The following is a 23,867-nucleotide window of genomic DNA, read 5'->3' on the forward strand; positions in this document are numbered from 1 at the left end:
TCCCCGGAAGAGATCTCACGAATTCAGGCCCGGCGGCTCCCGGCGCAATTCTCCTGTCCTTACTCGGGTTAGTCGACCAGCCGCTGCATCAGGTACACATACTGCAGCGCCTGCAGCTTGGCGCGCTGCGCATTGTCGACCCCGCCCGAGTGCCCACCGGTCATGTCCTCATAATAGTAATAAGGCTGGCCGTTCGCGCTCATCCGGGCTGCCGCCTTGCGCGCGTGGCTGGGGTGAGTGCGATCATCGGCCGTGCTGGCCCAGAAGAACGGCATGGGGAAGTCCACCCCTTTCACCAGCTTTTGATAGGGCGAGTATGCCTCGATCCACTTGCGCTGTTCCGGGATGCGCGGATCGCCGTATTCGCCGACCCACGAAGCGCCGCGGCCGATTTCCGTAAGCCGCAGCATGTCGAACAGGGGGATTTGCACGATGGCCGCGTTGAACAGGTCAGGGCGCTGGGTGAACGCTGTTCCCACCAACAGGCCGCCCTGGCTGCCGCCCATGATGCCGAGGCGCCGGGGGCTGGTGATGCCGCGTTTCACCACATCCTCGCCGATCGCGATGAAATCGTCCCAGGTGCGCTGCTTGTTCGCCCCCATGGCCGTCTGGTGCCACTCCGGCCCGAACTCACCGCCGCCGCGCATGTTGCCGAGAACGTAAGCGCCGCCCTTTTCGAGCCACAGCTTGCCGATGGTGCCCGAATAGACCGGCAGGCTGGAGTTCTGGAAACCACCGTAGCCGTACAGCAGCGTTGGCGTCGTGCCGTCCAGCTTCACGCCCTTCTTGGAGACCACGAAGTAAGGAATCTTGGTTCCGTCCTTGCTGGTCGCTTCGAACTGGCCGATCTCCAGGCCCGCGGCATCGAACCGGGAGGGGCTGGTCTTGATGACCGTGGGCGCTGCAGTGCCGTCCGAATACCAGAGCTGCGAGGGGGTGAGGAAGTCGGTCGAAGAGAACATCACCTCGCCGGTTTCATCGGAGGCGCTGGCGATGCCGACTGTGGCGTTCGTCGGCAGCGCGGCGATCGGCGCCGCGTTCCACTTGCCGCCCGTGAAATCGAGCCGCATCACCCGGCCACGCACGTTGTCGAGGTAGCTCACGAACAGCGCGTCGCGGGTGATCGCGCTCCCCTGCAGTGTCTGGCGCGGCCCGGGCGCCCACACGAGCGTCTTGGGCGCGCCGTTCGGATCAGCCTTGAAGGCCTCCAGGTCCGCCGACACGATGGAATCGGCAGGGAAGGTCTTGCCGCCCGTCTTCCACTCCACATCGGTCGAGAACAGGACGCGTCCATCGACGATGCCGGCCAGGCCCGCCTTCAGCGGAACATCGAGGCGCACCCATTTCCCGTCACTCCACAAATAGGATTCGCGTTCGAAGAACGAGGTGCCGCGGGTTGCCAGCCGGCCGTGAACGGTGCCGGCCGCGTCGCGCAGCAGACTGGCGCCTGACGACACATCCTTGGCATCGCCGCGATAGATTTCCGGTGCATCCTCGATCCGGGTGCCGCGTTTCCATTCGCGCGTGGTGAAAGGATACTGGCTTTCGGTCACGGTGCCGCCACCGAAATCTCGGCTGACGAGCAACGTGTCCTGGTCGACCCACTGCGCCCCGCCCTGGCTTTCGGGCAGGAAGAAACCGTCCTTGACGAAAGTGCGTGTCGTCACGTCGAATTCACGCAGCTCGGTCGCGTCCTTGCCGCTGTCCGACAGCGCGACCAGACAGCGGGTACCCGCCGGCGGCAGGCAGGTCATGCCCTTGTAAACCCACTCGCGGCCCTCAGCCTTGGCAAGGGCATCGACGTCGAGGATCGTCTCCCACGATGGATTGTCGGTGCGATAGCTTTCCAGGGTCGTCACCCGGAGCAGACCGCGCGGGTTGGCGGCGTCCTGCCAGAAGTTGACCAGGCCATAAGGGGTGAAGCTGACGCCGGGGATACGATCCTTCGCATCGAGGATCGTCAGCGCCTCGCGCTGCAGCTGGGCGTAGCGCGGATCGCGCGCCAGCGTCTGATCGACCCGCTCGTTTTGCGATCGGACCCAGGCGAGCGCCGGTTCGCTGCGAGTTTCCTCAAGCCAGATAAACGGATCTTCAGCGGGCACGGGCGTCGCCTGGGCGGGAGCTGCCGAAGACTGCGCAACGGTCGGCGCCGCAGAAAGCGCCAGAATGGATGAAAAAACGTACAGGGCTGCGCGCTTCAATGGTGATCTCCTTTGTCAGGGTCGGGTTCCTACTGCGCTATGTTCCGAAATAAAACGCCGCCCTCACTGACATGTCTTTTCCGCAAGAAGCAATGATGCATCGGCGCGCTGCCACCGGGTGGGCGGATACTTTGTCAGGGTCGCGTGGGCGTTTGCACGGATGCTGCAACTCTCCCGCGCCCGCATCCGAGGATCGTCCGCAGACCTCGCGTGATGCACTTTAATACACCTTCATGCTTGCAAGCAGGACTGCCATCCGCAAACGCCCAGAAGAACCGGGTGCGAAGCAAGTATGTCTGAATTCGTGGCGAACCGCCGTCGCATGTCGCTGATGCTGGGCTGCACGCTCGCGCTTGCCGGATGTTCGGGTGGGGGAAAGGACGACGCCGGCGGTCGCCCAGCGCCCACGGTGGGGATCATCGTGGCCCAACCGGGCAGTGCCGCGATCCCGGCGACGCCGGCAGGCCGCGTGGTCGCGCAGGAGACGAGCGAGGTTCGCCCGCAGATCACCGGACTGGTCCGGCAGATCAATTTCCAGCCCGGCGGTTTCGTTCGCGCGGGCCAGCCGTTGTTCCAGATCGATGCCAGCCTGTACCGTGCCGCCGCCGCCGAAGCGCGCGCCGCCCTTGCCAGCGCCGAAGCCAATGCCCGCGCCGCGAGCGCGCGTGCCGCGCGCTTCAAGCCGCTCGCCGAAATGGAGGCGATCTCCAGACAGGAATACGACGACGCCGCCGCCGCGGCCGGCTCGGCCCGTGCCGCGGTCGCCCAGCAGCGGGCCAGCCTGGATACCGCGCAAATCAACCTGCGCTTCACCAGCGTCCCTGCGCCGATCAGCGGACGCATTGGCCGCCCCCTCGTTACCCAGGGCGCGCTGGTCAGCAGCAACCAGGCCGAACCCCTGGCCGTGATCCAGCGCACCGACAGCGTCTATGTCGACATGCAGCAGTCTGCAGCCGACCTCACCCGCCTGCGACGGGCGCTGGCGGCGGCCGATGGTGGCACCGCCGCCGGCAGCACCACCGTGCGCCTGAAGTTCGACGATGGATCGTTATACCCGGCAAGCGGCACCGTGCAGTTCTCCGAAGTATCGGTGAACGAAGATACCGGCACCGTCACCTTGCGCGCGCGGTTCCCCAACCCTCAAGGCCTGCTGTTGCCCGGCATGTTCGTGACCGCCGAATTCGATCAGGCGGTCGAGACCGGGATATTCCTGGTTCCGCAGGCTGCGCTCCAGCGCGATTTCAACGGCGACGCCTTTGTCTTCGTGGTCGGCCGGGACGGCAAGGCGATGCGCCGCGTGGTGCAAACCGAACGGACGTCCGGCCAGAACTGGGTCGTCACCGGCGGGCTGAAAGCCGGCGAACGCGTCATCGTGCAGGGGCTCAACGGCCTGAAATCCGGGACCGAGGTCAAGCCGGTCGCGGCAGGTTCAGCGCAACGCATCGCCGTGCCTCCCGCCGGGGCTGGCGGCGGCAATCGCCGCGGGACCTGACGGCTTGTCCCGCATCTTCATCGAACGGCCCATATTCGCCTGGGTTCTGGCGATTATCGTCATGCTCGGGGGACTGGGCGCGCTCTACACGCTGCCGATCGAGCAATATCCGGACATCGCCCCCACCAACGTGAATATCCGGGCAACGTACCCTGGCGCGTCGGCCGAAACGGTCGAGAACAGCGTCACGCAGATCATCGAACAGCAACTGACCGGTCTCGACGGGCTGCTCTACTTCAGTTCCCAATCGTCCTCCAACGGTGCCGCGTCGATCACCGCTACCTTCGCCAAGGGCACCGATCCCGACATCGCGCAGGTGCAAGTCCAGAACAAAGTCCAAGCGGCGATCTCGCGCATGCCGCAGCAGGTCCAGCAACAGGGCGTGCGGGTCACCAAGTCCAGCCCCGATCAGTTGCTGCTGGTGGTGGTCTACGACGAGACCGAGACCCGCTCGAGCGATGCCGTTTCGGACTATCTGACGTCGACCATTCAGGACCCGCTGTCGCGGATCGACGGGGTTGGCGACGTCAATGTCTATGGCGCGTCGAACGCGATGCGCATCTGGCTGAACCCCAAACGGTTGGCTGCGGTTTCGCTGATGCCAAGCGACGTGATTGACGCCGTGCAGGATCAAAACACGGAAATCGCGGCCGGCGAGATCGGAGGCCTGCCTGCGCCCGACCGGCAGATGCTGACCGCGACCGTGACGGCGTTGTCCAAGCTTCAGACCGCAGACGAATTTCGCACCATCATTCTCAAGACCGAGGCCGATGGCTCGACCGTGCGCCTTGGCGACGTGGCCCGCGTCGAGCTGGGATCGCAGAGTTACAGTTCGAACCGCCGCGTCAACGGCCATCCCGGTGCGGGCATAGCGATCTCGCTCGCCCCCGGCGCCGACGCACTGCAGACCGCGGAGTTGATCAAGGCCGAGGTCTCACGGCTTGAACAGGGCATGCCCGACGGGCTGGTGATCAGTTACGCCAACGATTCCACCGCGTTCATCCGCCTGTCGGTGAACGAAGTCGTCAAGGCGCTGCTGGAGGCCATCCTCCTGGTTGTGATCGTGATGTTCGTGTTCCTGCAAAGTTGGCGCGCCACTCTGATCCCCGCGATCGCGGTGCCGGTCGTCCTGCTTGGAACGTTCGCGGTCTTCTCGATCGCGGGCTTTTCAATCAACACGCTCACCCTGTTCGGACTGGTGCTGGCGATCGGCTTGCTGGTCGATGACGCGATCGTCGTGGTCGAAAACGTCGAGCGGCTGATGGAAGAAAACCCGGGCATGACCCCCCGTGAGGCCACCGTCCAGTCGATGAAGGACCTTCAGGTCGCGCTGATCGCCATCGCGCTCGTGCTTTCGGCGGTTTTCTTGCCGATGGCTTTTTTCGGCGGGTCGACCGGTGTGATCTACCGTCAGTTCTCCATCACCGTCATTTCGGCCATGGTCCTTTCAGTGCTCGTGGCACTGATCCTAAGCCCGGCGCTCACCGCCAATCTGCTGAAGCGCAAGGATGCGGACACCGACCAGAGCGGCTGGCTGGCCCGGCGGCACCGGCGCGCCCATGCAATGCTGCTGCGGGCTCAGGAGCGCTTCAACTCCGGATTCGAGCGGCTGTCCAACCGCTACCGCGATTCGATCAGCGTGATCGTCGACCGTCGCTGGCTGTTCATCGGCATCTATGCGGTGCTGGTGGCGATCATGGCCTTACTGTTCCTGCGCCTGCCCAGCGGGTTTCTGCCCAATGAGGATCAGGGCAGCGTGTCGATCAATTACCAGCTCCCCCCGGGCGCCACACTCGCGCGGACTCAGGAAACCGCGAGGGCGATCGAGAATTACCTGATGGAGACTGAGGGCGCGAACATCTCCACGCTGTTTATGGTGGCGGGCGGCGGACGCGGCGGCGGCGGCCAGAACCAGGGTTTCGGCTTCATGCGGCTGAAGCACTGGGACGAGCGGACGGGCGAAGAAAACACTGCCCAGGCGATTGCTGACCGCACCAGCGCGGCCATGCGCGGCCTGCGCGATGCGCGTGTGTTCGTGAACGTGCCGGGAGCGATCCGCGGCTTGTCCTCATCCAACGGTTTCTCGATGCAGTTTACCAATACCGGCGGGCTGCCGCGCGACCGCTTCGCGGCCTCACGCGATGCCCTGCTGGCGGATGCCAACGGCGCTGGTACGTTGGAGCAGGTGCGCCTGTCCGACCTGCCCGATCTTGCCACGCTGAAAGTCGACATCGATGCCCAGCGGCTCGCCGCCTATGGCTTGTCGCAGGATTCGGTGAATTCCACGCTATCGACCGCGTGGGGCGGGCGATACGTCAACGATTTCATCGACAAGGGCCGCGTGAAGCAGGTCTATGTGCAGGGCGATGCGCCCTACCGATCGCAGCCGTCGGACCTTGGCCAATGGTTCGTGCGCGGGGCATCCGGCCAGATGACTCCGTTCTCCGCTTTTGCCGAGCTTGACTGGTCGTCCGCTCCTCCCAGCATTTCACGATTTAACGGCGTCCCGACTTATGAGTTCTCCGGCCAGGCGGGCGCCGGTACCAGTTCTGGCCAGGCGATGGACGAGATCGCTGCGCTCGCCGGGAAATACCCCGGCACCAGCGTGGCGTGGTCGGGCGCATCCTATGAAGAGCGGAACGCCTCCAGCCAGGCGCCGCTGCTTTACGCGCTGTCGCTGCTGGTAGTGTTCCTGTGCCTCGCCGCGCTTTACGAAAGCTGGTCGATCCCGGTGGCAGTTCTGCTGGTGATCCCGCTGGGCCTGCTCGGCGCAGTGCTGTTCGCCTCGTTGCGAGGCCTTGAGAACGACGTCTATCTGCAGATCGGGCTCCTCACCACAATGGGCCTCGCCGCCAAGAACGCCATCCTGATGATCGAGTTCGCCGAACAGGCGGAACGCCGGGGCGCGCGCGTGATCGATGCGGCGCTGGAGGCGGCACGCATCCGCCTTCGTCCGATCTTGATGACGAGCTTCGCGTTCATCTTCGGCGTGCTGCCGCTGGCGCTGTCGACCGGCGCTGGAGCCAACAGCCGCATCGCGATCGGAACTTCGGTGATCGGCGGCATGCTGGCGGCAACGCTGCTGGCGATATTCTACATTCCGCTCTTCTTCGTCATGGTGCGGCGCGGCGTGCGAGACGGGATCGCCGCCGCGCGCGCCAGATTGCAAAGCCGGGCCGAGACCAATGAGGCGCCGGCGACATGAACCCGTCGATCCGCACCCTTGCCGCAAGCGCCTGCCTGCTTGCTTCGGCTTGTTCGCTCGCCCCGCCTGCGTCGGTCCCGCAGCCGCCAATCCCATTGAGCTGGCCGATCGGGGACGCGTATCTGGCGCAGAGCGAGGCGGCGCTTCCGGCGGTCTTCTACACCGATGTGTTTCGCGACCCGCGGCTGCAGCAACTGATCTCAGTGGCGCTGTCCGAGAATCGCGACCTTCGCATCGCCTTCGCCGACCTTGCGGCCGCACGGGCCAGGGTGCGCGTCGTGCGTTCCGGACAGTTCCCTTCGGTGGGACTGAACACAGGCGTCACCGTTTCGCGCAGCGGCTCCGCATCAACGGGGGGAGACGAGAATGGTGACGGCGACACGCGGGCGCGATACGCCGTCCAGGGAGGGATATCGGCCTTCGAACTCGACCTGTTCGGCAAGCTTGCCAACGCGACCGAGGCACAGCGCGACCGCGCTCTCGCCACCGAGGCGGCGTCACGGACGATCCGCATCGCCCTGATCGCCGATGTCGCGCAAGCCTGGACGGAATACGCGGCTGACCGCGACCTCCTCGCGATCGCTGAAGCGACCGCTGCTAATGCCCGCGAAAGCGTGCGGCTGACCGAGCTGCGCTTACGGGGTGGCGTCGCTCCACGAACCGATTTGAGCCAGGCGCAGCAGGTGCTCGCGGGCGCGGAACGCGCGATCGCCGAGCAGCAGGCAGCATTGGCGCAGGACTTGAACCTGCTGCGACTTCTGGTGGGCGCCGAAGTGGACCCGGCGCTGTTGCCGGCGGGCGTCGATGAAATCACCGCCAGCTTCGCCGCGGCCCCGGCGGGGCTCGATTCGCGCGTCCTCCTGCGGCGTCCCGATGTCATCGAGGCGGAATTCCTGCTGCGCGCGGCCAATGCGGATATCGGAGTTGCCCGGGCGCAACTGTTCCCCTCCGTTTCACTGACCGGAATTCTCGGCCTCGCCAGCAGTTCACTGGGAAGTCTGCTGACTGGGGGCGCTTTCAACCTTACCGGCGGTGCGGATGCGGCCTATTCCATCTTCGACGCCGGCGGCCGCCGCGCCAACGTCGAGGTCAGCGAAGCCCAGCGCGAGGCGGCGATCGCGGTCTATGAGCGGACCATCCAGACAGCCTTCCGGGAAACCGCCGACGCACTCGCCGATCAAGGCACTCTGCTGGCGCGGGGAAAGGCTGCCAGCGACAACGTCGCGGCCGCTGCCACCACCGCGCGCCTGACCGAGGCGCGCTACCGCAACGGGATCGACAGCTTTCTCGACAGCCTTATCGCTCAGCGAAGCCTGTTCGCTGCGCGCCAACAGCAGGTGGGTATCCGGCTTGCCGAACTGCAGAACAAGGTGACCCTGTACCGCGTGCTCGGAACGGATGGAGAGGGGTCGGCGGCAGCAGCATCCGTCCCGGCACTGACGCCCTGACATACCAGATCATGCAACTGACTTCTGCAAACGCAGCGGGAGCAGTAGCGTCTCAGGCACCTGCAAAGTGTGTGTTTGAAAATCGGAAGCGCGCGCTAATTTTCCGGCCGATCAACCGTATAGAAAATCTCGTCCGGTTTACCCCTTCACCCCCCACCGGAGCCTGCCGCTTACCTGTAACCGCCGGGGCGTTCTTTTCTGGTCAGGGAGTTGTCCGCATCTTCGGCCGCTAGCTTGCGCCACCGCTCCAGGCGGCGGGCGGTCAGCTTTCCCGCCTTGACCGCCGAGCTGATCGCACAACCGGGTTCGGTTCCGTGGCGGCAATTTCGAAACTGGCACTGCCGGGCCAAGCTGACGATGTCGTCAAAGACCTCGGCCAGACCCGTCGCGGCGTCGGCGATCTGAAACTCCCGCATGCCGGGCGTGTCGAGCAGCCACCCGCCGTGCGCAAGACGGTGCATTTGCCGTACAGTGGTGGTGTGCATCCCCTTGCCGTCATGCACCCTTACCGCTTGAGTGGCGATGTCGTCCGACCCCCGCAGCGTATTCACGAGAGTGGATTTGCCCACCCCGGAAGAACCCAGGAGCGCGACGGTCTCACCTTTGGCACACAGGGCCGCTAGCCGCGCCACATGGTCAGGATTGCGCGCGTCGACGGTCACCACCTCCAGACCGTCCTGCAGACTCTCTGCCGCAATTCGATAATCGCTTACGCTTTCCGTCAGATCGATCTTGGTCAGAACCACCACCGGTCGCACGCCCACCTCACCGGCGAGCACGAGAAAGCGTTCGAGCCGGGCCACGTTGAAATCGTCGTCGCAGGACGTGACGATGAACACGGTGTCGACATTCGCCGCGATCAGCTGAACGCGACGATGCGCTCCCGCCGATCGCCTCTTGAACAGACTTGCCCGGTCAAGAATGCGCTGAGGCTCGTGGGTTTCATGGTCGATTAGGAGCCAGTCGCCGACCGCCGGACGGTCTTCCTCTCCCCGCGAACTGGCGAGGTGCGAGGGAACGGTTTGTTCGAGGCCCGCCCCTGCGATCGCAATCTCTCCGCGATGGACAGCCATCACCCGAACCGGGACACAATGGCGTGCCTCCTCCGGGGAGACCTGATCGGCGTAGAACGCCTTCCACCCGAGAGCGGCGAGATCCGATTGCCGGTTCAACGGTCGTCGGTGAAGCGCTTGACCTTCACAGGGAGCTTCTTGCCCTTGGTGCGCCGGGACGGAATCTGCACCGGGTTGCGCTTTTTCCATTCGCCCCAGGTCATCGGCCCGTCGGGAGTTTCGATGATATCTTCGTCGATCGGCATGTCGAACATTCCGTAGAAGCAACCGATCACCTCAACAAGCGGCGCGACGACGGAAGCAGTTGGAAGCCCGACGATCTCGCGATGCCGGTTTCACGAAATGTTTGGGGAGTTGGCATAGGCGGGCCGCATGAAGCACCATTGGTATTTGCTCGGCGCCCCCGTCATCGCCCTCCTCGCTAGTTGCGGCCCCAGCCCCGCCGAACGTCTCGCACGTGCGGACGATAGCTTTGCGGACCACCGCTTTGGCGAAGCAAGGCTGGATCTGCTCACGGCGATCGACGCTGCGCCGGAAGACACCAAAGCCCTCACGTTGCTGGCCCGCACCCAATTGGAACTTGGCGACGGTGAAGCCGCCCTGAGCGCGCTCGATCGTCTGGCTGCGCTCAAGGCCCTGCCGCAAGATGCCCCGATCCTGCGGGCCGAGGCGGAGCTGTTGCGGGGGAACACCCGGGCCGCGCGCGCCGCCGTCCAGGGTGAGGCCACCGCGGAGGCCTGGCGCGTGAGAGCCTTGGCCGCAATGCGCGATGGGGATGCGGCGGCGGCGGCGAAATCCTTCACTGCCGGCAGCAAAAGCAACGGTCCGAAGGCGCGGCTCATGGCGGAGAACGCCCGTTTCCTGCTCCTGCGAGGTGACGGTTCCGGTGCCCGGCGCCTGGCGGAAGCCGCTCTGGCAGAAGACGCCGATGTGCTCGAAGCCCATCTGGCGGCGGGGCAAGTGGCCGGATCGCAAGGACGGTTCGCCGATGCCTTGGCGACTTACGAAACCGCCAATTCGCGCTGGCCCGAGAATCGCGCCGCGCTGATCGGACGCATCGCGTCGCTGGGAGACCTCGGGCGCGTCACCGACATGGCACCGCTGCTTGAACAGGCGGCCGAGCGCGCACCTGGCGATCCCGCTCTGGTCTACCTCCAGGCGCGCCTCGCCGCGGCGAACAAGGATTGGGCTGGCGTCCGCCGCATGATCCAGCCGCTGGAAGGGAAGATGGCCGCGCTCCCCCAGGCGCAACTCCTCTACGGGCAGGCCCTGATCGAACTGGGCCTGCATAATCAGGGCTCAACTCAGCTGGCGGCGTTCTTGCGACACGATCCGGGCCATCGCCTCGCCAATCGTCTGTTGGCGACGGCGCAACTGCAGTCGGGCAACCCAGGCAAAGCCGTCGCGACCCTGAAGCCGCTCGTCGAGCGTGGCACTGCAGGCGCCGAAGATCTTGCGATCATCGCCAGCGCGGCGAACAAAGCCGGCCTTCCGGAAGCAAGCCGCTACGCGGCCCAGGCGCGCGATTATTCGGCGCGCGGGATCGGGGGCAGACTCGCGATCGCCGATGCTGCACTAAGGCGAGGAGACTGGGGCCAGGCAGCCCAGGCTTATCGCCGAATTCTGGAAGTCACCGACAGCACCAACGTCATGGTGCTGAACAATCTGGCTTTTGCGGAGAGCAAGCTCGGCAACGCGGACCAGGCACTGCGCCTGGCCCGCAAGGCGCTGGCTCTTGCGCCGCAAAATGCCTCGGTGCTCGACACGGCCGGCTGGCTGATGATCGAAAGCGGTGCCGCTCCGTCAGAAGGGCGAGACCTGCTGCGCAAGGCGGCGCGGTTGGCGCCAGGCAATCAGGTTATTGCCGGGCACCTCGCGGCCGCCAATCGCGCAGGAAGTTAAGCACTGAACCGAAATCAACGGGTGTCGAGCGCAAGGGCCCGCCCCGTGCTTACGCGAAGGATGGCTGCAACGCGCGCGCCGGTGCCGCCTTGCGCCGGCGACCAAAGGCGACCGCTGCAGCGCCGATGCCGAACAGGACCAGCATTCCCGGCTCCGGCACCGGAGTTCCGCCCGAAGAGCTGGTCACCGCGCCGCTAGCCGAAGTGATGTTGCCCGCACCTGTGATCGACTGGTAGCGCACGAAGAAATTGTCGAGCGTGAGCGCGCTGATCGGATCGCTGAAGTTGAGCGTCAGCGAGCCCGTGCCGGGGTCGCCCGTCGTCACACCGCCGCTGTTGCCCGCACAGCTGTTGCTGGCGCCACCCTTGAAGCAAACGTCAACGTTGCCGATGCCGTTCGGGTAATTGGAATCCAGAACTGTGTAGTTGTACGTGCCGGTGCTGGTGGCGCTTGAAATGTCGGGATTGGTGTCGAACGCGAAGCTCGACACTCTCGAGCTCAAGTCGCCGCTGGTGGTGTTGGCGACCGTGTAATCAAAGCTGTACGACGTATCGGTGACGCTCTTGAGCGTGAACGAGGTCGATGCGGTTAGGCCGTCCACCACGGCGCCATCCGCGAAACCGTTGTAGTTCAGCGTGAAGCTGGTGCCCACGTCCCCCGCATCCAGGGTGATCGGATCAGCAAGCGCCGGAGCGGCGCTGAGTGCCAGCACACTGGCGGCAACGAATGCATACTTGCGGATCATCGGACGTTCCCCTTGCTTCGACCACCAAATGCCAGCCCATGACCGATCCGCAAGCGCCCCGCCGTCCCTGTTCCACCTTGGGACGCAACTGCCGTCATAGGGTTCAGCGCAGCACGGTCATGCCGCGCGCCACTCTGACGGGCTATCCCGAAAAACCGATTGGCGAATGCGACCAAAGACAGCATCACGGGCACTTCGACCAGCACGCCCACCACGGGCCCGAGACGATCACCTCGCCCTTAAAACCGAACAGCAGGGGCGAAATCGTGCTTACTCGCGTCGCTCGCCTGCGATCCAGTTGTCGACGTTCTCTTCCAGGATCGAGAGTGGCACCGGGCCGGACCTCAGTACGACATCATGAAACTCGCGAATATCGAAGCCCGGGCCAAGCTCGCTCCGCGCCTTTTCACGCAGTTCCATGATCTTGAGCTTGCCGATCATGTAGGCAGTGGCCTGTCCCGGATACACGACATAGCGCTCGATCGCCTTGCGGATGTCGCCGTCGGGATTGGGAGTGTTCTGCTTCAGATAGTCGATCGCCTGCTCACGGCTCCAGCGCTTCGAGTGGATGCCGGTATCAACCACAAGACGTGCCGCTCGCCACAATTCCATGCCCAGCCGTCCGAAGTCCGAATAAGGATCGGTATAGAACCCCATGTCCTTGCCCAGTTCCTCCGCATAAAGCCCCCAGCCTTCGGTATATGCAGTGACCCCGCCAAAGCGGCGGAACGCGGGGATGTTTTCGCCCAGCTCGGTCTGGACCGCCCGCTGGAGGTGGTGGCCCGGCAAGCCTTCATGATAAAAGAGCGCTTCGAGCTCGTTGCGGCTCATGTCCTCCAAACTGTAGAGGTTGACGTAATAGGTGCCCGGCCGTGAACCGTCGGGTGCGGGGCTTTGGTAGAATGCCTTACCCGCACTTTGCTCGCGGAACGCTTCGACCGGCTTCACGACCAGCGGCGCCTTCGACAAGGTGCTGAAGTAGCGCGGCAACGCGGGTTCAACCTTATCCTGCACCGCCTGCACCGCGGCGAGATAATCCTCGCGCGAGGTGAAATAGAATTTCGGGTCGGTGCGCGCGTACTCGAAAAACTGCTGAAGCGTGCCTTCGAATTCGACCTGGCGCATGATCTGGCGCATCTCGCCGTGGATGCGCATGACCTCGCGCAGGCCGATGTCGTGAATTTGACCGGCGGTCAGATCTGTTGTGGTGTAATTAGCCAGCAGCGCGCCGTAATAAGCTGCGCCTTCCGGGAACCGCCAGATCCCGTCAGTCGCGCCGGCGATCGCCTCCTGACGCTTCATCTCCGCCAGTAGGCGCTCGTAGGCGGGACGCGTGGAATTGTTCCACGCCGACTGCGCCCGGTTCACAAGCGCGGTCTTCTCCGCTTGCGCGATGCTCAGCTTGCCGACCTTACCGGCAAAATCCTCCAGCATTGCGTTGCTATCGCCTGCTTCAAGAAGGTTCTGGATGTCGGAGATCACGTACGCATAGACCCACTTCGGCGGCATGACGCCGCGTCCGGCGCGCTCACGAGATTCGGTTGTGAGCGTGTCGAGCACCGGGCCAATTCCCTCGATCCGCTCGATGTAGGCGGCAGCCTCACCCGCATTCGCCACCGAGTGGATGTTGATGAGGAAAGCGGGCAGATCGCTCTGCGCGCCGTTCATCTGATCGAAGATGTAGCCATATTCGCGAAACGGGAATGCGCGTGCGCTGCGCTGGGCCATCGCATCGAACAACCGATAGCTGAGCGCATCGTCTGCCGCCAGGGTAGCGGGGGAATAGTTGGCCCGCATCGTCGCCGCGGTCGATTGCAGGAGCGTCTGCGACGCTATTTCGCCCGCATCCGAGAAGTCGCCCCAGTCCCCGTAATCGTCATCCCGGATACCGCGATAAGCCTTGGACAACGGCGACAGTTCGAGCTGGCGCTGGTCGTAGGTGGCGAACAGCGTATCGATGTCCTGCACTTGCGGCAGGGTAGCGGCTGGCGCACTCGCAACTTCCTCGCGCTGCGCAACGCAAGCAGAAAAAGCGAGCGCACCCATTGAAATTGCGGCTAGGCGGATGACGCGGACCATCGATTGGCTCCTGACTGTTTCTGACGAGAATTCTTTGGAGAAAACGGTGGTAGATGACCCCCGACGAGGCGGTCAAATCGAGTGTCACGGGGGCAGCCTAATGCTCGTGCTGAGCCGCGCTTTCTTTTCCAGGTAGAGGTTGGCTGCTGCCCTCCCACCAGTAAGGTTGGCGTCGGCGGTCACCAGTGATCGTTTCGTTCAATGTCCTGGAGTCGAACAGCCGCCCGCCCAGCATGACGCTGTTCACCTTTTCCGTATTGCGAATGTTCTCGAGCGGATCGGCATCGAGGATCACCAGGTCGGCCAGCTTGCCGGCTTCCAGCGTTCCGAGGTCGCGTTCCATGCCCAGCGTGCGGGCCGGATTGACCGTGGCTGCCTGCAGCGCCTGAAGCGGCGTCCACCCGCCCTTGACGAAACTCCAGATCTCCCAGTGCGTGGCAATGCCGTCCTGCTGCCCGTGGGCGCCGATGCTCACCTCGACCCCCCGGTCGGCCAGCTTGCGCGCTTCGCGCGCCGCCCACGTGTCGGCATAGTCCTCCTCAGGCGCGGTCTCGCGGCGCGCGCCGGCGGCAGCGAGGGTTCCTGGAGGGATATGCGCGGTCAGCAGCGGATGCTCCCACAGGTTGGTGCGGGCGCGCCAGTAAGGATCGCCGCCGGGTCCGCCATAAGTCACCACCAGCGTGGGGGTGTAGTTGACGTCAGTCTGCGTCCACATCTGCAGCACGTCCCGGTAGAACACGCTGCCCGGCACGTTGTGCTCGACCGTGGCGTTGCCGTCCTGGATCAGGCTCATGTCCATGCTGAACAAAGATCCCCCTTCGGGAACGACCAGCATGTTTTCCGCCTGCGCTGCGGCCACCACCATCTGGCGCTGCTCGCGGCGCGGCTGGTTGTAGTTCTTGACGCTCATCGCCCCTTGGGCCTTCAAACGACGGACGTGCCCGAGCGCGTCCTCGAAGTTACCAATCTCGGCGAAAACCCCGGCCGCCTTTGCGCCGTAGATGATCTCTCCGGTCGAGAAGATGCGCGGCGCCAGGATCATGCCGGCGCGCTGCATCTCGCTGGCAGCGAAAATCTCGACTGCGCTATTCGACGGATCGTGGATGGTCGTCGTTCCCAGCGCCAGGTTGGCCATGGTCGACCAGTTTTGCTGGGGCACCAGGCCGTTCTCGCCCTGCGGACCGTGGGCATGTGCGTCGATGAAGCCGGGCACGATCGTCTTGCCGGCCACATCGACGGTGGGAGTGTCTGCCGGCACAGTCACCTGCCCGCGCGGTCCGACCGCCACAATCCGGTCCCCGCGGACGAGGATCACGCCATCTTCGATGATGCCTCCATCGTCACCGCGCATGGTGACGATCCTTGCGCCTGTCAGGGCCACGCTGCCGGTCGGCTTGGCCGCCCGCATAGTACGCGACAGATCGATAGCGGATGTGGGAACCTCGTAGCTTCCGCGAAAGATGTTCCGGGAATCAGCGCTGTAGACCTTGGGTCCGATGCTCCAGTGGACGCGCTGCCCGCCGCCTGAAAAATGAAGGAAGTCGCCGCCGCCCTGACTGAGACGAACCGCCGGCAACGCGCCTTTTTCCGTGGCTGCCGTCACGTCCTGAGCACCGGGCAGCAGCGGCATCAGATACGCTTCGTAATTCTGGCGGAACGCCGCGTACTGGCCGTCGGGCGAAACCTGGAAACTGCTGGTCAGGTCGCCCGAGGCATGAACCCTCTGCACCTCACCAGCCAGATCCGTGCTCACGAACTGGAGCTTATCGCTTGCCCGCATGGTCATGAACAAACGATCGGAGGTCGCGCCGAACTGTGGGTTCCCCGCCCCCCGCTTCACGAGGCGCGGGCGTCCTCCACTCGTCGGGACCGTGTAGCTCCCCTCGTCGCGATTCCAGCGGTCAGCGGTAATGCCACCACCGGACCCGGCACTGAATGCTATGGTCCGTCCGTCGGGCGAGAACACGGGACGCGCATAATGCCCGGGTTCGCTCGTCACCACGCGCGCGGTGCCTCCGGCGACGGGTGCGACCATGATCCGGCCCAGGTCCTGATCGGTCCAGTCGACGAATGCGATCGAGCGTCCGTCGCGCGACCAGCTCGGCCACGCTTCCAGCCGGTCGGCCGCCGATCGGGTCAACCTGCGCGGCTGTCCGCCGCTCACAGGGCGCAACCAGATCTTCCCGAGCGATTCGTAGATGACTTGATCGCCCGTCGGGGACACCTGCGCCCAGCGGATCATCTTGGCGTCGAACGTATCGGGTGCCACCTCCACCTGCGGATGCAGCGACCGCGCAACCACGCGGTCGTCGGCAATCTGGAAGGGAATATCTTGCGGCGGTCCGCCTGCGACCGGCACACGTCGGATTTTTCCGCCGGACCAGAGAACGATGTCCTTGCTGTCCGCCGTCCAGTCCATGTTCGGATAGACCCCGGTCACCGCCCAGGTCTCCTGCATGTCTTGGTCGGGCAGGTCCAAGAGCTTGCGTTCATTGCCACTGGCGAGCTCGCGGACGAACAGCTTCGATTTGGCGCGCTCTCGCCGAACAAACGCGAGGTGCTTGCCATCGGGCGAAGGGTTCGGGCGGACCGCGCCCCCGTTGCCGCCCGTTACGCGGTGGGTTTCGCCTGAATCCAGCTCGTATCGCTCGATCGCAAACAGACCCCGGTTGGAATCCTGCGCGTACTCGAACGTCCCGCCCGGGGTGATATTGCGGGTGAAGTAAACGTGTTTGCCATTCGGGGAAAAGGTCGGTTCGCCCAGCTCCTTCTGGAATTTCTCGTCGGTCCGCTTGACCAGCAGCACGCCGCTGCCGCCGTCGACATGATAGAGCCAGACCTCTCCCGTTCCGAGCGAGCGGGTGGTGGTGAAATGCTTCTTGGCCACGATGTAGCGACCGTCAGGACTCCAGCTCGGCTGATTGAGCAGCCGGAAATCTTCCTTCGTCAGCTGCTTCTTGTCCGAGCCATCGGCTTGCATGATCCAGATGTTGTCGCCGCCGGCCCTGTCCGAAACGAACGCGATGCGGCTGCCGTCGGGCGACCAGCGCGGCTGCTGCTCGTAGGCCAGGCCTTCGGCAATACGGGTCGGAGAACCGCCCGTGATCGGCATGACGTAGATGTCGCCCAGCATGTCGAACGCCACGCGTGTCCCGTCGGGCGAGACGTCCACATTCATCCAGGTGCCTTCGCTGGTGTTGATGGGCACTTTGCGCAGTTCCAGTCCGCGCGGCGCCATGACATCCCAGGCGTCTGCGTCACTGTCCCGAACCGCCTCTTGAACGCTCGCGGGAGGCGGGGCGTGCTGCGTGGCCGCTTCACTCGGCGACTCTGTCGGGGGCGAAGGATCCTGGGCCTGAATGCCTGCAGCGCTTGCCAACAACACAGATGCGAGTGCGAACTTCTTGGACATATCTTCCCTTCGACCTGCACGCAGTGAAGGGCCAGCTTTAGCGCGCTTTGCGCGAAAATACATGGCTGAGGGGAACGTAGAACAAAGTGGTCAAGCGACCCCTTGATCCCGTGTTCGGAATTGCAGCCGAGCGCGAGCCGCCACCCAAGTGGCGTCAGACAAAGGCTCGTTTCGGCCAAAGTATCTTTGGGCCGCCCACTAGCGACCAAGGCGGCTAAACTTCTGTGCTATTACCGAGAGGGTGTGCTCACCGCCGACGGATCCCGGCGGAAGAACAAGTGGTGCCCAGAAGAGGACTCGCTTTCGTCAACTAAAAATCTGATTATAGTCACTAATTCGGGTCCAAATTTTGATGAAGCCCCGACAGTGGCCCCATTGCCCTAAAGGTGAATAGGGTGCGAGTCCCGTATCGCCAAAACCCTCTGCCGAATCGATCGGACGGATGACTGCTTTGCGCCCAATATCGGTCGTTCCGGAACTCGTTGAACGCTCCCGAAAGCGGCCTTGCGGTCCTCGCTAAGCGGGCCTGTCCGCCCGAAGACCACGCCGTCGCGCCGTTCCCACTCCAGCCGGGTCCATATCCCTGTATTCGGCGTGGCGGACGTAACAGACAGCCAACGCTAGAAGCTTGGTCAGAGGAGGCGAACCCAAGAAACTGAGGTTCCTGCGTTTCCAGGTAGCCAGTGCAGCCAGAGAAGTCCCTCAAGCCGCGACCAGTTCGCATACGACGAAGCTTGTCGCATATTCTTTAGCCCAAGGCACGGCGAGTAAGGCCTGGCCCAAGGCTCGCTTCATGCCTTCCGCACCAATGCCCTTTGCGTCAAACCGCTCGACCGAAAACCCGGCCTCACGGGCGATATGCTGAAAACCCGATACATCGAGTTGATTGATGTATCCAGCTTGCGAGAAGCGGCGCAGAGTTCGCCAGCTGTTCGGCCGCCGAGTGCCGTTTTCATCGAAGACCCAGTGTCGCCGCACGTACTGTGGATCTTCGTAAATGCGCTCGGCGCACTCGAAGAGCGCCTGCTCGCCGAAAAGGACGTGGGCCCACGGGATCGGGATCAGGTTGTGCATATGAGGCCCCCAAGGGCCTTTGAAGGGACACCATTCGATCAAAACGCGTCCAGTTGGTCGAAGAACGCGCCGCCATTCGGCCATGATAGTTTCAGGGTCCATGATGTGTTCGACGCAATCAAAGGCGAGGATCGTGTCCACGCTGGTATCGTCCACGGGAACGCGGGTTGGCTCGCTCAAGAGAAATTCGGGAATGCAGGACCAATTTTCCCGACGCGATGTGGTGAGTGCGGTGCGTGCGCGGGCAATCGCGCGTTCGTCGAGGTCGACGCCAACGATTGAGCTGGGTGCCGCTGTCTGGGCCAGGTGAAGAGATAGGGGCCCATCGCCCAACCGAAGTCCAAGACGTCCTTGCCGTCGATCGAACGATTGGAGAAGTGCGACCAGCTGCGCACCATCTCCTCGACCCGCCATTCGCTGTACTGGTCCTTTTGGGTTCCGCTGACTTCCGGTGGGCGCATCAGGGCCTTGCTGATCCGATAACAGATCTCGCCTCTGACGCTCATCGCTTTGCTCTCGCCCGACCTCCAACTCAAGTAACAGGAGGATGCCAACAGACGGTTAACTAAGGACTCCCCATTGCCATGCTGCCTCTCTTGAGACAGCAGCTTGCCGAGCCAGGAACGGGAATGAAGGGGTCAGGGGATGTCGAAGGCTGCACGGGTAGCAAGCAAAGTCCATAAATGGCTTGCTTTCCTGATGGCGATCCAGATCCTGTTCTGGTTCATCAGCGGCCTATTCTTCGCGGTCGCCCCGGTCGAGCGCGTTCGTTCCGAACACGTGACGGCAATGAAGCCTCCACCGGTGGTTCGCATCGAAGAAGCTGCGGACGGCCTTGATCGAATATCTGGGGCCGAGCCTGGTTCGCGGATTGAGATCAAAACCCTCTTGGGAGAACCGGTCGCCCTGATCGCCCCGCATGAGGGACGGGCTCGCCTTTATGATCTCAAATCTGGGCAGCAAATCTCCCCGCTTCCTGCGTCCGTTGCGATGCGTGTGGCGGATGCGGATTACATCGGGGACCACAAGGCAGCTCAGGTGAGCCTCGTGAGCACCGAGTCGACCGAATACCGGGGCGCTCTTCCTGCGTGGAGAATTGATTTCAACGACGAGGCTGCGCGGGCGATTTACGTTGCACAGGACACTGGAGCGGTCACCGCGAGACGCTCAACGCTATGGCGCGTATTTGATTTCCTGTGGTCGCTCCACATCATGGACTTCAAGAACCACGAGGACTTCAATACACCTTTGTTGATCGCCGCAACAACGCTCGGGCTCATCGTAATCCTCACTGGGATCGTTCTTTTCCCCAGCAGGCTCGGCTACAATGCTTGGCGCCGCCGCCGACTACAGAGCCGCGAGGTAGGACGCAGTAGTTGACCCAATCTGGGCTGTCCGCTTCATCCACGGGCGGTTCAGGCACCTCGCCGCAATATCTCTCCGCTTAAGGAGAGTGTCATGCGCAAATCAGTCCTGATGATCGTTTTTTCCGCCATTGCCGTCACCGGGGCTGTGCCGGCTGTCGCCAACGACGAGGGTTACTCTGATCGTGAGTACCGCCAGCACCGGAAGCTAGAGCGCCAGCATGCGCGAGAAGATTACCGACTGGAACAGCAACACGCTGCCGCCCACTACTACGGCATCTCGCGGAAAGCGGATCGCCGGCTACACCGGCGCCTGGAACGCCAAGAACATCGCGTCCACCATCGCTTGGAAGACCGCCATGAGCGGCAGCACGATCGCGGTTGGTGATTGTACCACAACGCACGCGGCGTCTGCCCCATCTGGCCGGAACGTCATACGCCTTTAAAGAAAGGGCCGCCTGGGTCACCCAGGCGGCCCTTTCTCGTTTAGCTAAGTAGGGTCCGCTGTTTATCGCCTGGCTAGGGCACCTTCGTTCAGCAATGGCCCGCAGCGCGGTGCTCAGGTAGGCACGTGGGGGTCGCTGCAGGGGTCGGGGTGCTCGACCCGCCAGCTGCCTTCGTGGGCTTCGGCGTGGGCTTGGCCGCGGCTACCGTCGGCCGGGGAGCGGCTGCCTTCGGCTTATCGGCCGGAGCCGGCTCCGCCTTCATCTGGGCTGCGGATTTCGCACCTGAGGCAGCCATCGCTTCCGCGTGGCTTTTTCCGGCAAGCATGGCCTCCACCATCTCGGCTTCCTTCTGATTCTCGTCCATGGTTTTCTGGATTTGCTGGCGCAGGGCTCCGGTGACGCCGTTTTGCAGGGCGACGTCTGACATGGCGACGGCACCGCGATGATGCTCGAGCATCTTGCGCATGAACGTCTCGGAAGCATCGGCGCCCTTCGCGGCCATCATCTTCTCGTGCATGTCCATCATGGCCGGCCGGTAAAGGTCCGCGCTTTTCTGATCGGGCGTGCCGTCCTTCGTCAGCTTGCGGATATCCTCGATATCCTTTTGCTGTTTCGCGATCCCCTCTCGCGCCATTTTTTCGACATCGGGGTTCGGGTTCTGCTCCAGCATGATTTGCGACATGTCGATCCCGCCCTGATGATGCACGATCATCTTCTTGGCCCAGCTATCGCCGGCGTCGGTGCCCACCGCGGCCATCATCTTTTCGTTCATGTCCATTTCGGCCTCAACGAACGGATTGTTGGGGTCAGCCGCCATGGCCTGGTCCGTCGACTCAGTCTCAGGCGCTGGGGCCCCTTCATCGTTGGAGCCGCAAGAGGCCAGTAGTAAGCCCGTGCTTGCCAAGGCAACTGCAAGGAAATGCTTCTTCATCTCAATTCTCCAAGGTCTTTAGTCGGCAAAGCAGATCAGGCGCCTTAGCTCCGCTTGAAAGTGAGCGAAGTAAGGTCGAGCGTGAAACGGCCTTGCCCTACAGGCGGTTCAAGTTTTGCCGCAAACAGCATCATTGTGCCTCGTGATTGGGATGGCAGGTGAATGTCGCCCTTCTTGTCGGTCATAAGGTGCAGGCGCTTCCCGTCTGAAGTTACCAGATCGACCGGATACTCGCCGAGTGGCTGGCCGCCGGCCAACAAGCGAAAGTGGTCATTCGACGATCTTTGCCCCACGATTTCCAATCCGGCTCCGAACGCCCGATCGACTGCCGCACGATCCTGACACGTCTGCACACATAGGAATGTTTTTGCGAAGCGGCGGGAGGTGACGAGCCAGGTCCGAGGGCGGGGAAGCGCGTCCACCGCGGCGACAGCAGCCGCTGCGACCCGGTACTCCTCAAGAATGAGGGGCACTCGATCTTCGCTGTACTCGATTTCACGCGGCTTGGAGGTGACGGCCACCGCGACGACCCCGTCCTTCGCGCCACGCAAATGCAGTTCCAGCGCCTTTGGCCCTTGTCCGACTACTTCGACCTGCGGGTCTCCCGGGCCGATCGCACGCAGCGACTCGACTCGGTCGGCGGGAACGACATTCTCTGGCGTCGGAAAGGTCGATCCAATTGTCGCTTGAATGTGAACAGGGTCAGTGGTCCCCGCTTCGAATTGCTGAGGTATCAGGAAAAAATCGTGAGCTGCCGCAGCTGAAGCGGACGCAAGCGCCCCACTCATTAGGATCGCCATCAGACTCTTTGCGTTCATTTTCTGGCTCCTAGGTTGTAAAGGGCACTGCGCGGCCCGCCTCGTCGAACGCCATGACAGTAAAGTCTTCGGTGGCCCCGTCTGGCGCTTCCATGCCCGGCGAGCCGATCGGCATTCCTGGGACTGCGATCCCTTTGACGCCCCTTGGCCGCGCGGCAACCAGGCGCTTCACATCCGCCATCGGAACGTGCCCCTCCACGACATAACCTGCAATCAAAGTGGTGTGACACGAGGCGAGATCGGCCGGCACGCCAAGCTTAACCTTGATTGCAGGCATATCCTGGCGATCGACGACGGTAGGCTTGTATCCCGCACGACGGGCGTTCTCCGCCCACGACTTACAGCACCCACAATTGGGGTCGCGATAGACGGTCATCGCGGTCGCGTTGATCGCGGCTCTACTAGATCCCTCGCCCGAAGCCTTGCTGCCTTCGGCGCGTTCTGCCGGCCCACATCCAAAGATCAGCAGCGCGCCCGCCGCCGGAATGCCCGCAAGCACGCTACGGCGGGTGTTTTCGGAGGTTACGGTCACGACCCCTGCTTTCGGGCGAGCATTGCTTTCATTCGGGCAATCTCCTCGGCTTGAGATCGCACGATTCCATCACACAGGGACCGGATTTCAGGGTCCGTGAGACTTGACCGCTCGCACATCAGGATCGCGCCCGAGTGATGCGGGATCATCGAGCGAAGGAACTGGCGGTCGCCGACAAAGCCCTGGTCGCGCATGCCCCACAGCGAGAAAGCGAACACCAATACAAACAGCGCGTAGAGGGTGAGGTTCAATCTGCGCTTGGGGTACATGGACCGCATGGTCCACAGCATGACGGCCGACATTGGGGCCCACATGATGAGCGCCATGTAAACGAAGTTGATGTTCTGAACGAACTCGCCCCCGCTCCAGATCATCGCGAACATGCCGAGGTACATGATGAGAGCACCCAGGATCAGGTTTACCCAGAGCATGGGGTAGGCGTTTTTCATATCGCGATGGTTCATCGAACCATGTTCTTGTGTCTTCTGCATCGCACGTCTCCTCAGAACATTAGATGTTCAATCCCATGGGTCAGGCCCGCACCTAAAAAACCTTGCACCGCGATTGCGACGGTCATGACTGTCAGCGCGAGAATCATGCCTGCGCCGCGGTCTTCCCAAGGACGCCGCCAAGCCCAAATAGCTAGGCCCAAGCCGCCAAGCCCAATCGCGAGCCCGAGCCACCGGTGGTATGCGAGTATCGGCTCAGGGTCCGCGCTCAACCCGCCGAGCCAGCCAGTAGCTGCCGAAAAGGGAGCCAATATGCCCCCTGCTATGACCAGGAACTGCACCGGTGCCGCGAAAGATGGCCGTCGGCGGCCGACGATGGCTGTCAACAGCGCCGCAGGGAAAAAGGCGATCGGAAAATGCACGAGGAACGGATGAATTCGTCCGAGCCAATTAAAGAACCGCTCGACAAACAGCATCTGCGACGGGTCCTCCATCTGCATGCCCCCCATTATGCCGTGATCCATCGTTGCCATTGGGGGCCGCCGGATCCCCCGGGGCGGTCAGTGATCCCGCAGGCTGGGTTGCCTGCGCTTTGGAATGATCTTCATCCTTATGGGCCGCTGCCGGTGCAGAAAAAATAGCCACGGCTGCGAGCAGCACGAGCGCCCAAGTCCGAAGTCCTTGCAGCGCCTTGGC

Annotated in this window: 19 protein-coding genes; 6 read left to right on the top strand and 13 right to left on the bottom strand. The window is 63.2% G+C overall.

What is annotated here, in order from left to right; genetic code table 11:
- Positions 1 to 68: 68 nt before the first annotated feature.
- A complete protein-coding gene (locus C0V74_RS06810; protein ID WP_143251140.1) occupies positions 69 to 2,201 on the bottom strand; it encodes a prolyl oligopeptidase family serine peptidase in 2,133 nt (710 codons plus the stop codon).
- 292 nt (positions 2,202 to 2,493) lie between these two features.
- Here C0V74_RS06810 and C0V74_RS06815 point away from each other — a divergent pair, with 292 nt between their 5' ends.
- From C0V74_RS06815 to C0V74_RS06825, 3 genes are read left to right on the top strand one after another with little or no spacing between them, the layout of a single operon-like run.
- Positions 2,494 to 3,693: an efflux RND transporter periplasmic adaptor subunit gene (locus C0V74_RS06815; protein WP_246844781.1), complete on the top strand. Its 1,200-nt coding sequence runs from the start codon at positions 2,494 to 2,496 to the stop codon at positions 3,691 to 3,693.
- A gap of 4 nt (positions 3,694 to 3,697) precedes the next feature.
- The gene (locus C0V74_RS06820) at positions 3,698 to 6,898 is read left to right on the top strand and encodes a multidrug efflux RND transporter permease subunit (RefSeq protein ID WP_143251141.1); all 3,201 of its coding nucleotides are present in this window, start codon (positions 3,698 to 3,700) and stop codon (positions 6,896 to 6,898) included.
- Positions 6,895 to 8,346 carry an efflux transporter outer membrane subunit gene (locus C0V74_RS06825; protein WP_143251142.1) on the top strand — a complete coding sequence of 484 codons (1,452 nt, stop codon included), beginning with the start codon at positions 6,895 to 6,897 and terminating at the stop codon, positions 8,344 to 8,346. Before C0V74_RS06820 ends, C0V74_RS06825 begins: the two co-directional genes overlap by 4 nt.
- 170 nt (positions 8,347 to 8,516) lie before the next feature.
- Here C0V74_RS06825 and rsgA read toward each other — a convergent pair whose 3' ends face one another.
- Together rsgA and C0V74_RS12875 are read right to left on the bottom strand one after the other, a co-directional pair.
- Positions 8,517 to 9,518, bottom strand: a complete 1,002-nt coding sequence (gene rsgA, locus C0V74_RS06830; RefSeq protein WP_246844782.1) for a ribosome small subunit-dependent GTPase A — start codon at positions 9,516 to 9,518, stop codon at positions 8,517 to 8,519.
- Complete coding sequence (locus tag C0V74_RS12875; protein ID WP_168194173.1) at positions 9,515 to 9,664, bottom strand: hypothetical protein; 150 nt, start codon at positions 9,662 to 9,664, stop codon at positions 9,515 to 9,517. Before C0V74_RS12875 ends, rsgA begins: the two co-directional genes overlap by 4 nt.
- A 127-nt stretch (positions 9,665 to 9,791) precedes the next feature.
- Between C0V74_RS12875 and C0V74_RS06835 the strand changes: the two genes are divergently transcribed.
- Complete coding sequence (locus C0V74_RS06835; protein ID WP_143251144.1) at positions 9,792 to 11,321, top strand: tetratricopeptide repeat protein; 1,530 nt, start codon at positions 9,792 to 9,794, stop codon at positions 11,319 to 11,321.
- Positions 11,322 to 11,370: 49 nt separating this feature from the next.
- Here the strand turns inward: C0V74_RS06835 and C0V74_RS06840 are convergent, their stop codons facing one another.
- From C0V74_RS06840 to C0V74_RS13145, 5 genes are all read right to left on the bottom strand, one after another.
- A complete protein-coding gene (locus C0V74_RS06840; protein ID WP_143251145.1) occupies positions 11,371 to 12,066 on the bottom strand; it encodes a cistern family PEP-CTERM protein in 696 nt (231 codons plus the stop codon).
- A 270-nt stretch (positions 12,067 to 12,336) separates the two neighbouring features.
- Positions 12,337 to 14,145 (bottom strand): DUF885 domain-containing protein, encoded by a 1,809-nt coding sequence (locus C0V74_RS06850; protein WP_143251147.1) that lies wholly within the window; start codon positions 14,143 to 14,145, stop codon positions 12,337 to 12,339.
- A 97-nt stretch (positions 14,146 to 14,242) separates the two neighbouring features.
- Positions 14,243 to 17,383, bottom strand: coding sequence for an amidohydrolase family protein (locus C0V74_RS06855; protein ID WP_246844783.1), 3,141 nt, complete (start codon positions 17,381 to 17,383; stop codon positions 14,243 to 14,245).
- A gap of 876 nt (positions 17,384 to 18,259) precedes the next feature.
- A complete protein-coding gene (locus tag C0V74_RS06860; RefSeq protein WP_246844999.1) occupies positions 18,260 to 18,910 on the bottom strand; it encodes a class I SAM-dependent methyltransferase in 651 nt (216 codons plus the stop codon).
- On the bottom strand, positions 18,808 to 19,137 hold the full coding sequence (locus C0V74_RS13145; RefSeq protein WP_246845015.1) for a hypothetical protein: 330 nt from the start codon (positions 19,135 to 19,137) through the stop codon (positions 18,808 to 18,810). The genes C0V74_RS06860 and C0V74_RS13145 overlap by 103 nt, the downstream gene beginning before the upstream one ends.
- Positions 19,138 to 19,276: 139 nt before the next feature.
- Between C0V74_RS13145 and C0V74_RS06865 the strand changes: the two genes are divergently transcribed.
- Together C0V74_RS06865 and C0V74_RS06870 are read left to right on the top strand one after the other, a co-directional pair.
- Positions 19,277 to 20,011 (top strand): PepSY domain-containing protein, encoded by a 735-nt coding sequence (locus C0V74_RS06865; protein WP_143251150.1) that lies wholly within the window; start codon positions 19,277 to 19,279, stop codon positions 20,009 to 20,011.
- Positions 20,012 to 20,089: 78 nt separating this feature from the next.
- Positions 20,090 to 20,383, top strand: a complete 294-nt coding sequence (locus tag C0V74_RS06870; RefSeq protein WP_143251151.1) for a hypothetical protein — start codon at positions 20,090 to 20,092, stop codon at positions 20,381 to 20,383.
- A 146-nt stretch (positions 20,384 to 20,529) separates the two neighbouring features.
- Here C0V74_RS06870 and C0V74_RS06875 read toward each other — a convergent pair whose 3' ends face one another.
- From C0V74_RS06875 to C0V74_RS06895, 5 genes are read right to left on the bottom strand one after another with little or no spacing between them, the layout of a single operon-like run.
- Positions 20,530 to 21,372, bottom strand: a complete 843-nt coding sequence (locus tag C0V74_RS06875; RefSeq protein ID WP_168194174.1) for a DUF305 domain-containing protein — start codon at positions 21,370 to 21,372, stop codon at positions 20,530 to 20,532.
- Positions 21,373 to 21,416: 44 nt separating this feature from the next.
- Complete coding sequence (locus tag C0V74_RS06880; protein WP_143251152.1) at positions 21,417 to 22,190, bottom strand: DUF4198 domain-containing protein; 774 nt, start codon at positions 22,188 to 22,190, stop codon at positions 21,417 to 21,419.
- A gap of 10 nt (positions 22,191 to 22,200) precedes the next feature.
- Positions 22,201 to 22,722, bottom strand: coding sequence for a DUF411 domain-containing protein (locus C0V74_RS06885; protein WP_246844784.1), 522 nt, complete (start codon positions 22,720 to 22,722; stop codon positions 22,201 to 22,203).
- Positions 22,719 to 23,213, bottom strand: a complete 495-nt coding sequence (locus C0V74_RS06890; protein ID WP_143251153.1) for a DUF305 domain-containing protein — start codon at positions 23,211 to 23,213, stop codon at positions 22,719 to 22,721. Before C0V74_RS06890 ends, C0V74_RS06885 begins: the two co-directional genes overlap by 4 nt.
- A gap of 11 nt (positions 23,214 to 23,224) precedes the next feature.
- A complete protein-coding gene (locus C0V74_RS06895) occupies positions 23,225 to 23,704 on the bottom strand; it encodes a DUF2231 domain-containing protein (RefSeq protein WP_143251154.1) in 480 nt (159 codons plus the stop codon).
- Positions 23,705 to 23,867 lie beyond the last annotated feature (163 nt).

The sequence above is a fragment of the Altererythrobacter sp. TH136 genome (genome assembly GCF_007065885.1).
Lineage (GTDB): Bacteria > Pseudomonadota > Alphaproteobacteria > Sphingomonadales > Sphingomonadaceae > Tsuneonella.

What these genes read in the sequence shown, in the direction of transcription:
- C0V74_RS06815 (WP_246844781.1), top strand. Translation starts at nt 2,494, where the DNA reads ATGTCTGAATTCGTGGCGAACCGCCGTCGCATGTCGCTGATGCTGGGC.
- C0V74_RS06825 (WP_143251142.1), top strand. Translation starts at nt 6,895, where the DNA reads ATGAACCCGTCGATCCGCACCCTTGCCGCAAGCGCCTGCCTGCTTGCT.
- C0V74_RS12875 (WP_168194173.1), bottom strand. Translation starts at nt 9,664, where the DNA reads ATGCCGATCGACGAAGATATCATCGAAACTCCCGACGGGCCGATGACC.
- C0V74_RS06835 (WP_143251144.1), top strand. Translation starts at nt 9,792, where the DNA reads ATGAAGCACCATTGGTATTTGCTCGGCGCCCCCGTCATCGCCCTCCTC.
- C0V74_RS06840 (WP_143251145.1), bottom strand. Translation starts at nt 12,066, where the DNA reads ATGATCCGCAAGTATGCATTCGTTGCCGCCAGTGTGCTGGCACTCAGC.
- C0V74_RS06850 (WP_143251147.1), bottom strand. Translation starts at nt 14,145, where the DNA reads ATGGTCCGCGTCATCCGCCTAGCCGCAATTTCAATGGGTGCGCTCGCT.
- C0V74_RS06855 (WP_246844783.1), bottom strand. Translation starts at nt 17,383, where the DNA reads ATGGCGCCGCGCGGACTGGAACTGCGCAAAGTGCCCATCAACACCAGC.
- C0V74_RS13145 (WP_246845015.1), bottom strand. Translation starts at nt 19,137, where the DNA reads ATGAGCGTCAGAGGCGAGATCTGTTATCGGATCAGCAAGGCCCTGATG.
- C0V74_RS06865 (WP_143251150.1), top strand. Translation starts at nt 19,277, where the DNA reads ATGTCGAAGGCTGCACGGGTAGCAAGCAAAGTCCATAAATGGCTTGCT.
- C0V74_RS06870 (WP_143251151.1), top strand. Translation starts at nt 20,090, where the DNA reads ATGCGCAAATCAGTCCTGATGATCGTTTTTTCCGCCATTGCCGTCACC.
- C0V74_RS06875 (WP_168194174.1), bottom strand. Translation starts at nt 21,372, where the DNA reads ATGAAGAAGCATTTCCTTGCAGTTGCCTTGGCAAGCACGGGCTTACTA.
- C0V74_RS06880 (WP_143251152.1), bottom strand. Translation starts at nt 22,190, where the DNA reads ATGAACGCAAAGAGTCTGATGGCGATCCTAATGAGTGGGGCGCTTGCG.
- C0V74_RS06890 (WP_143251153.1), bottom strand. Translation starts at nt 23,213, where the DNA reads ATGCAGAAGACACAAGAACATGGTTCGATGAACCATCGCGATATGAAA.
- C0V74_RS06895 (WP_143251154.1), bottom strand. Translation starts at nt 23,704, where the DNA reads ATGGCAACGATGGATCACGGCATAATGGGGGGCATGCAGATGGAGGAC.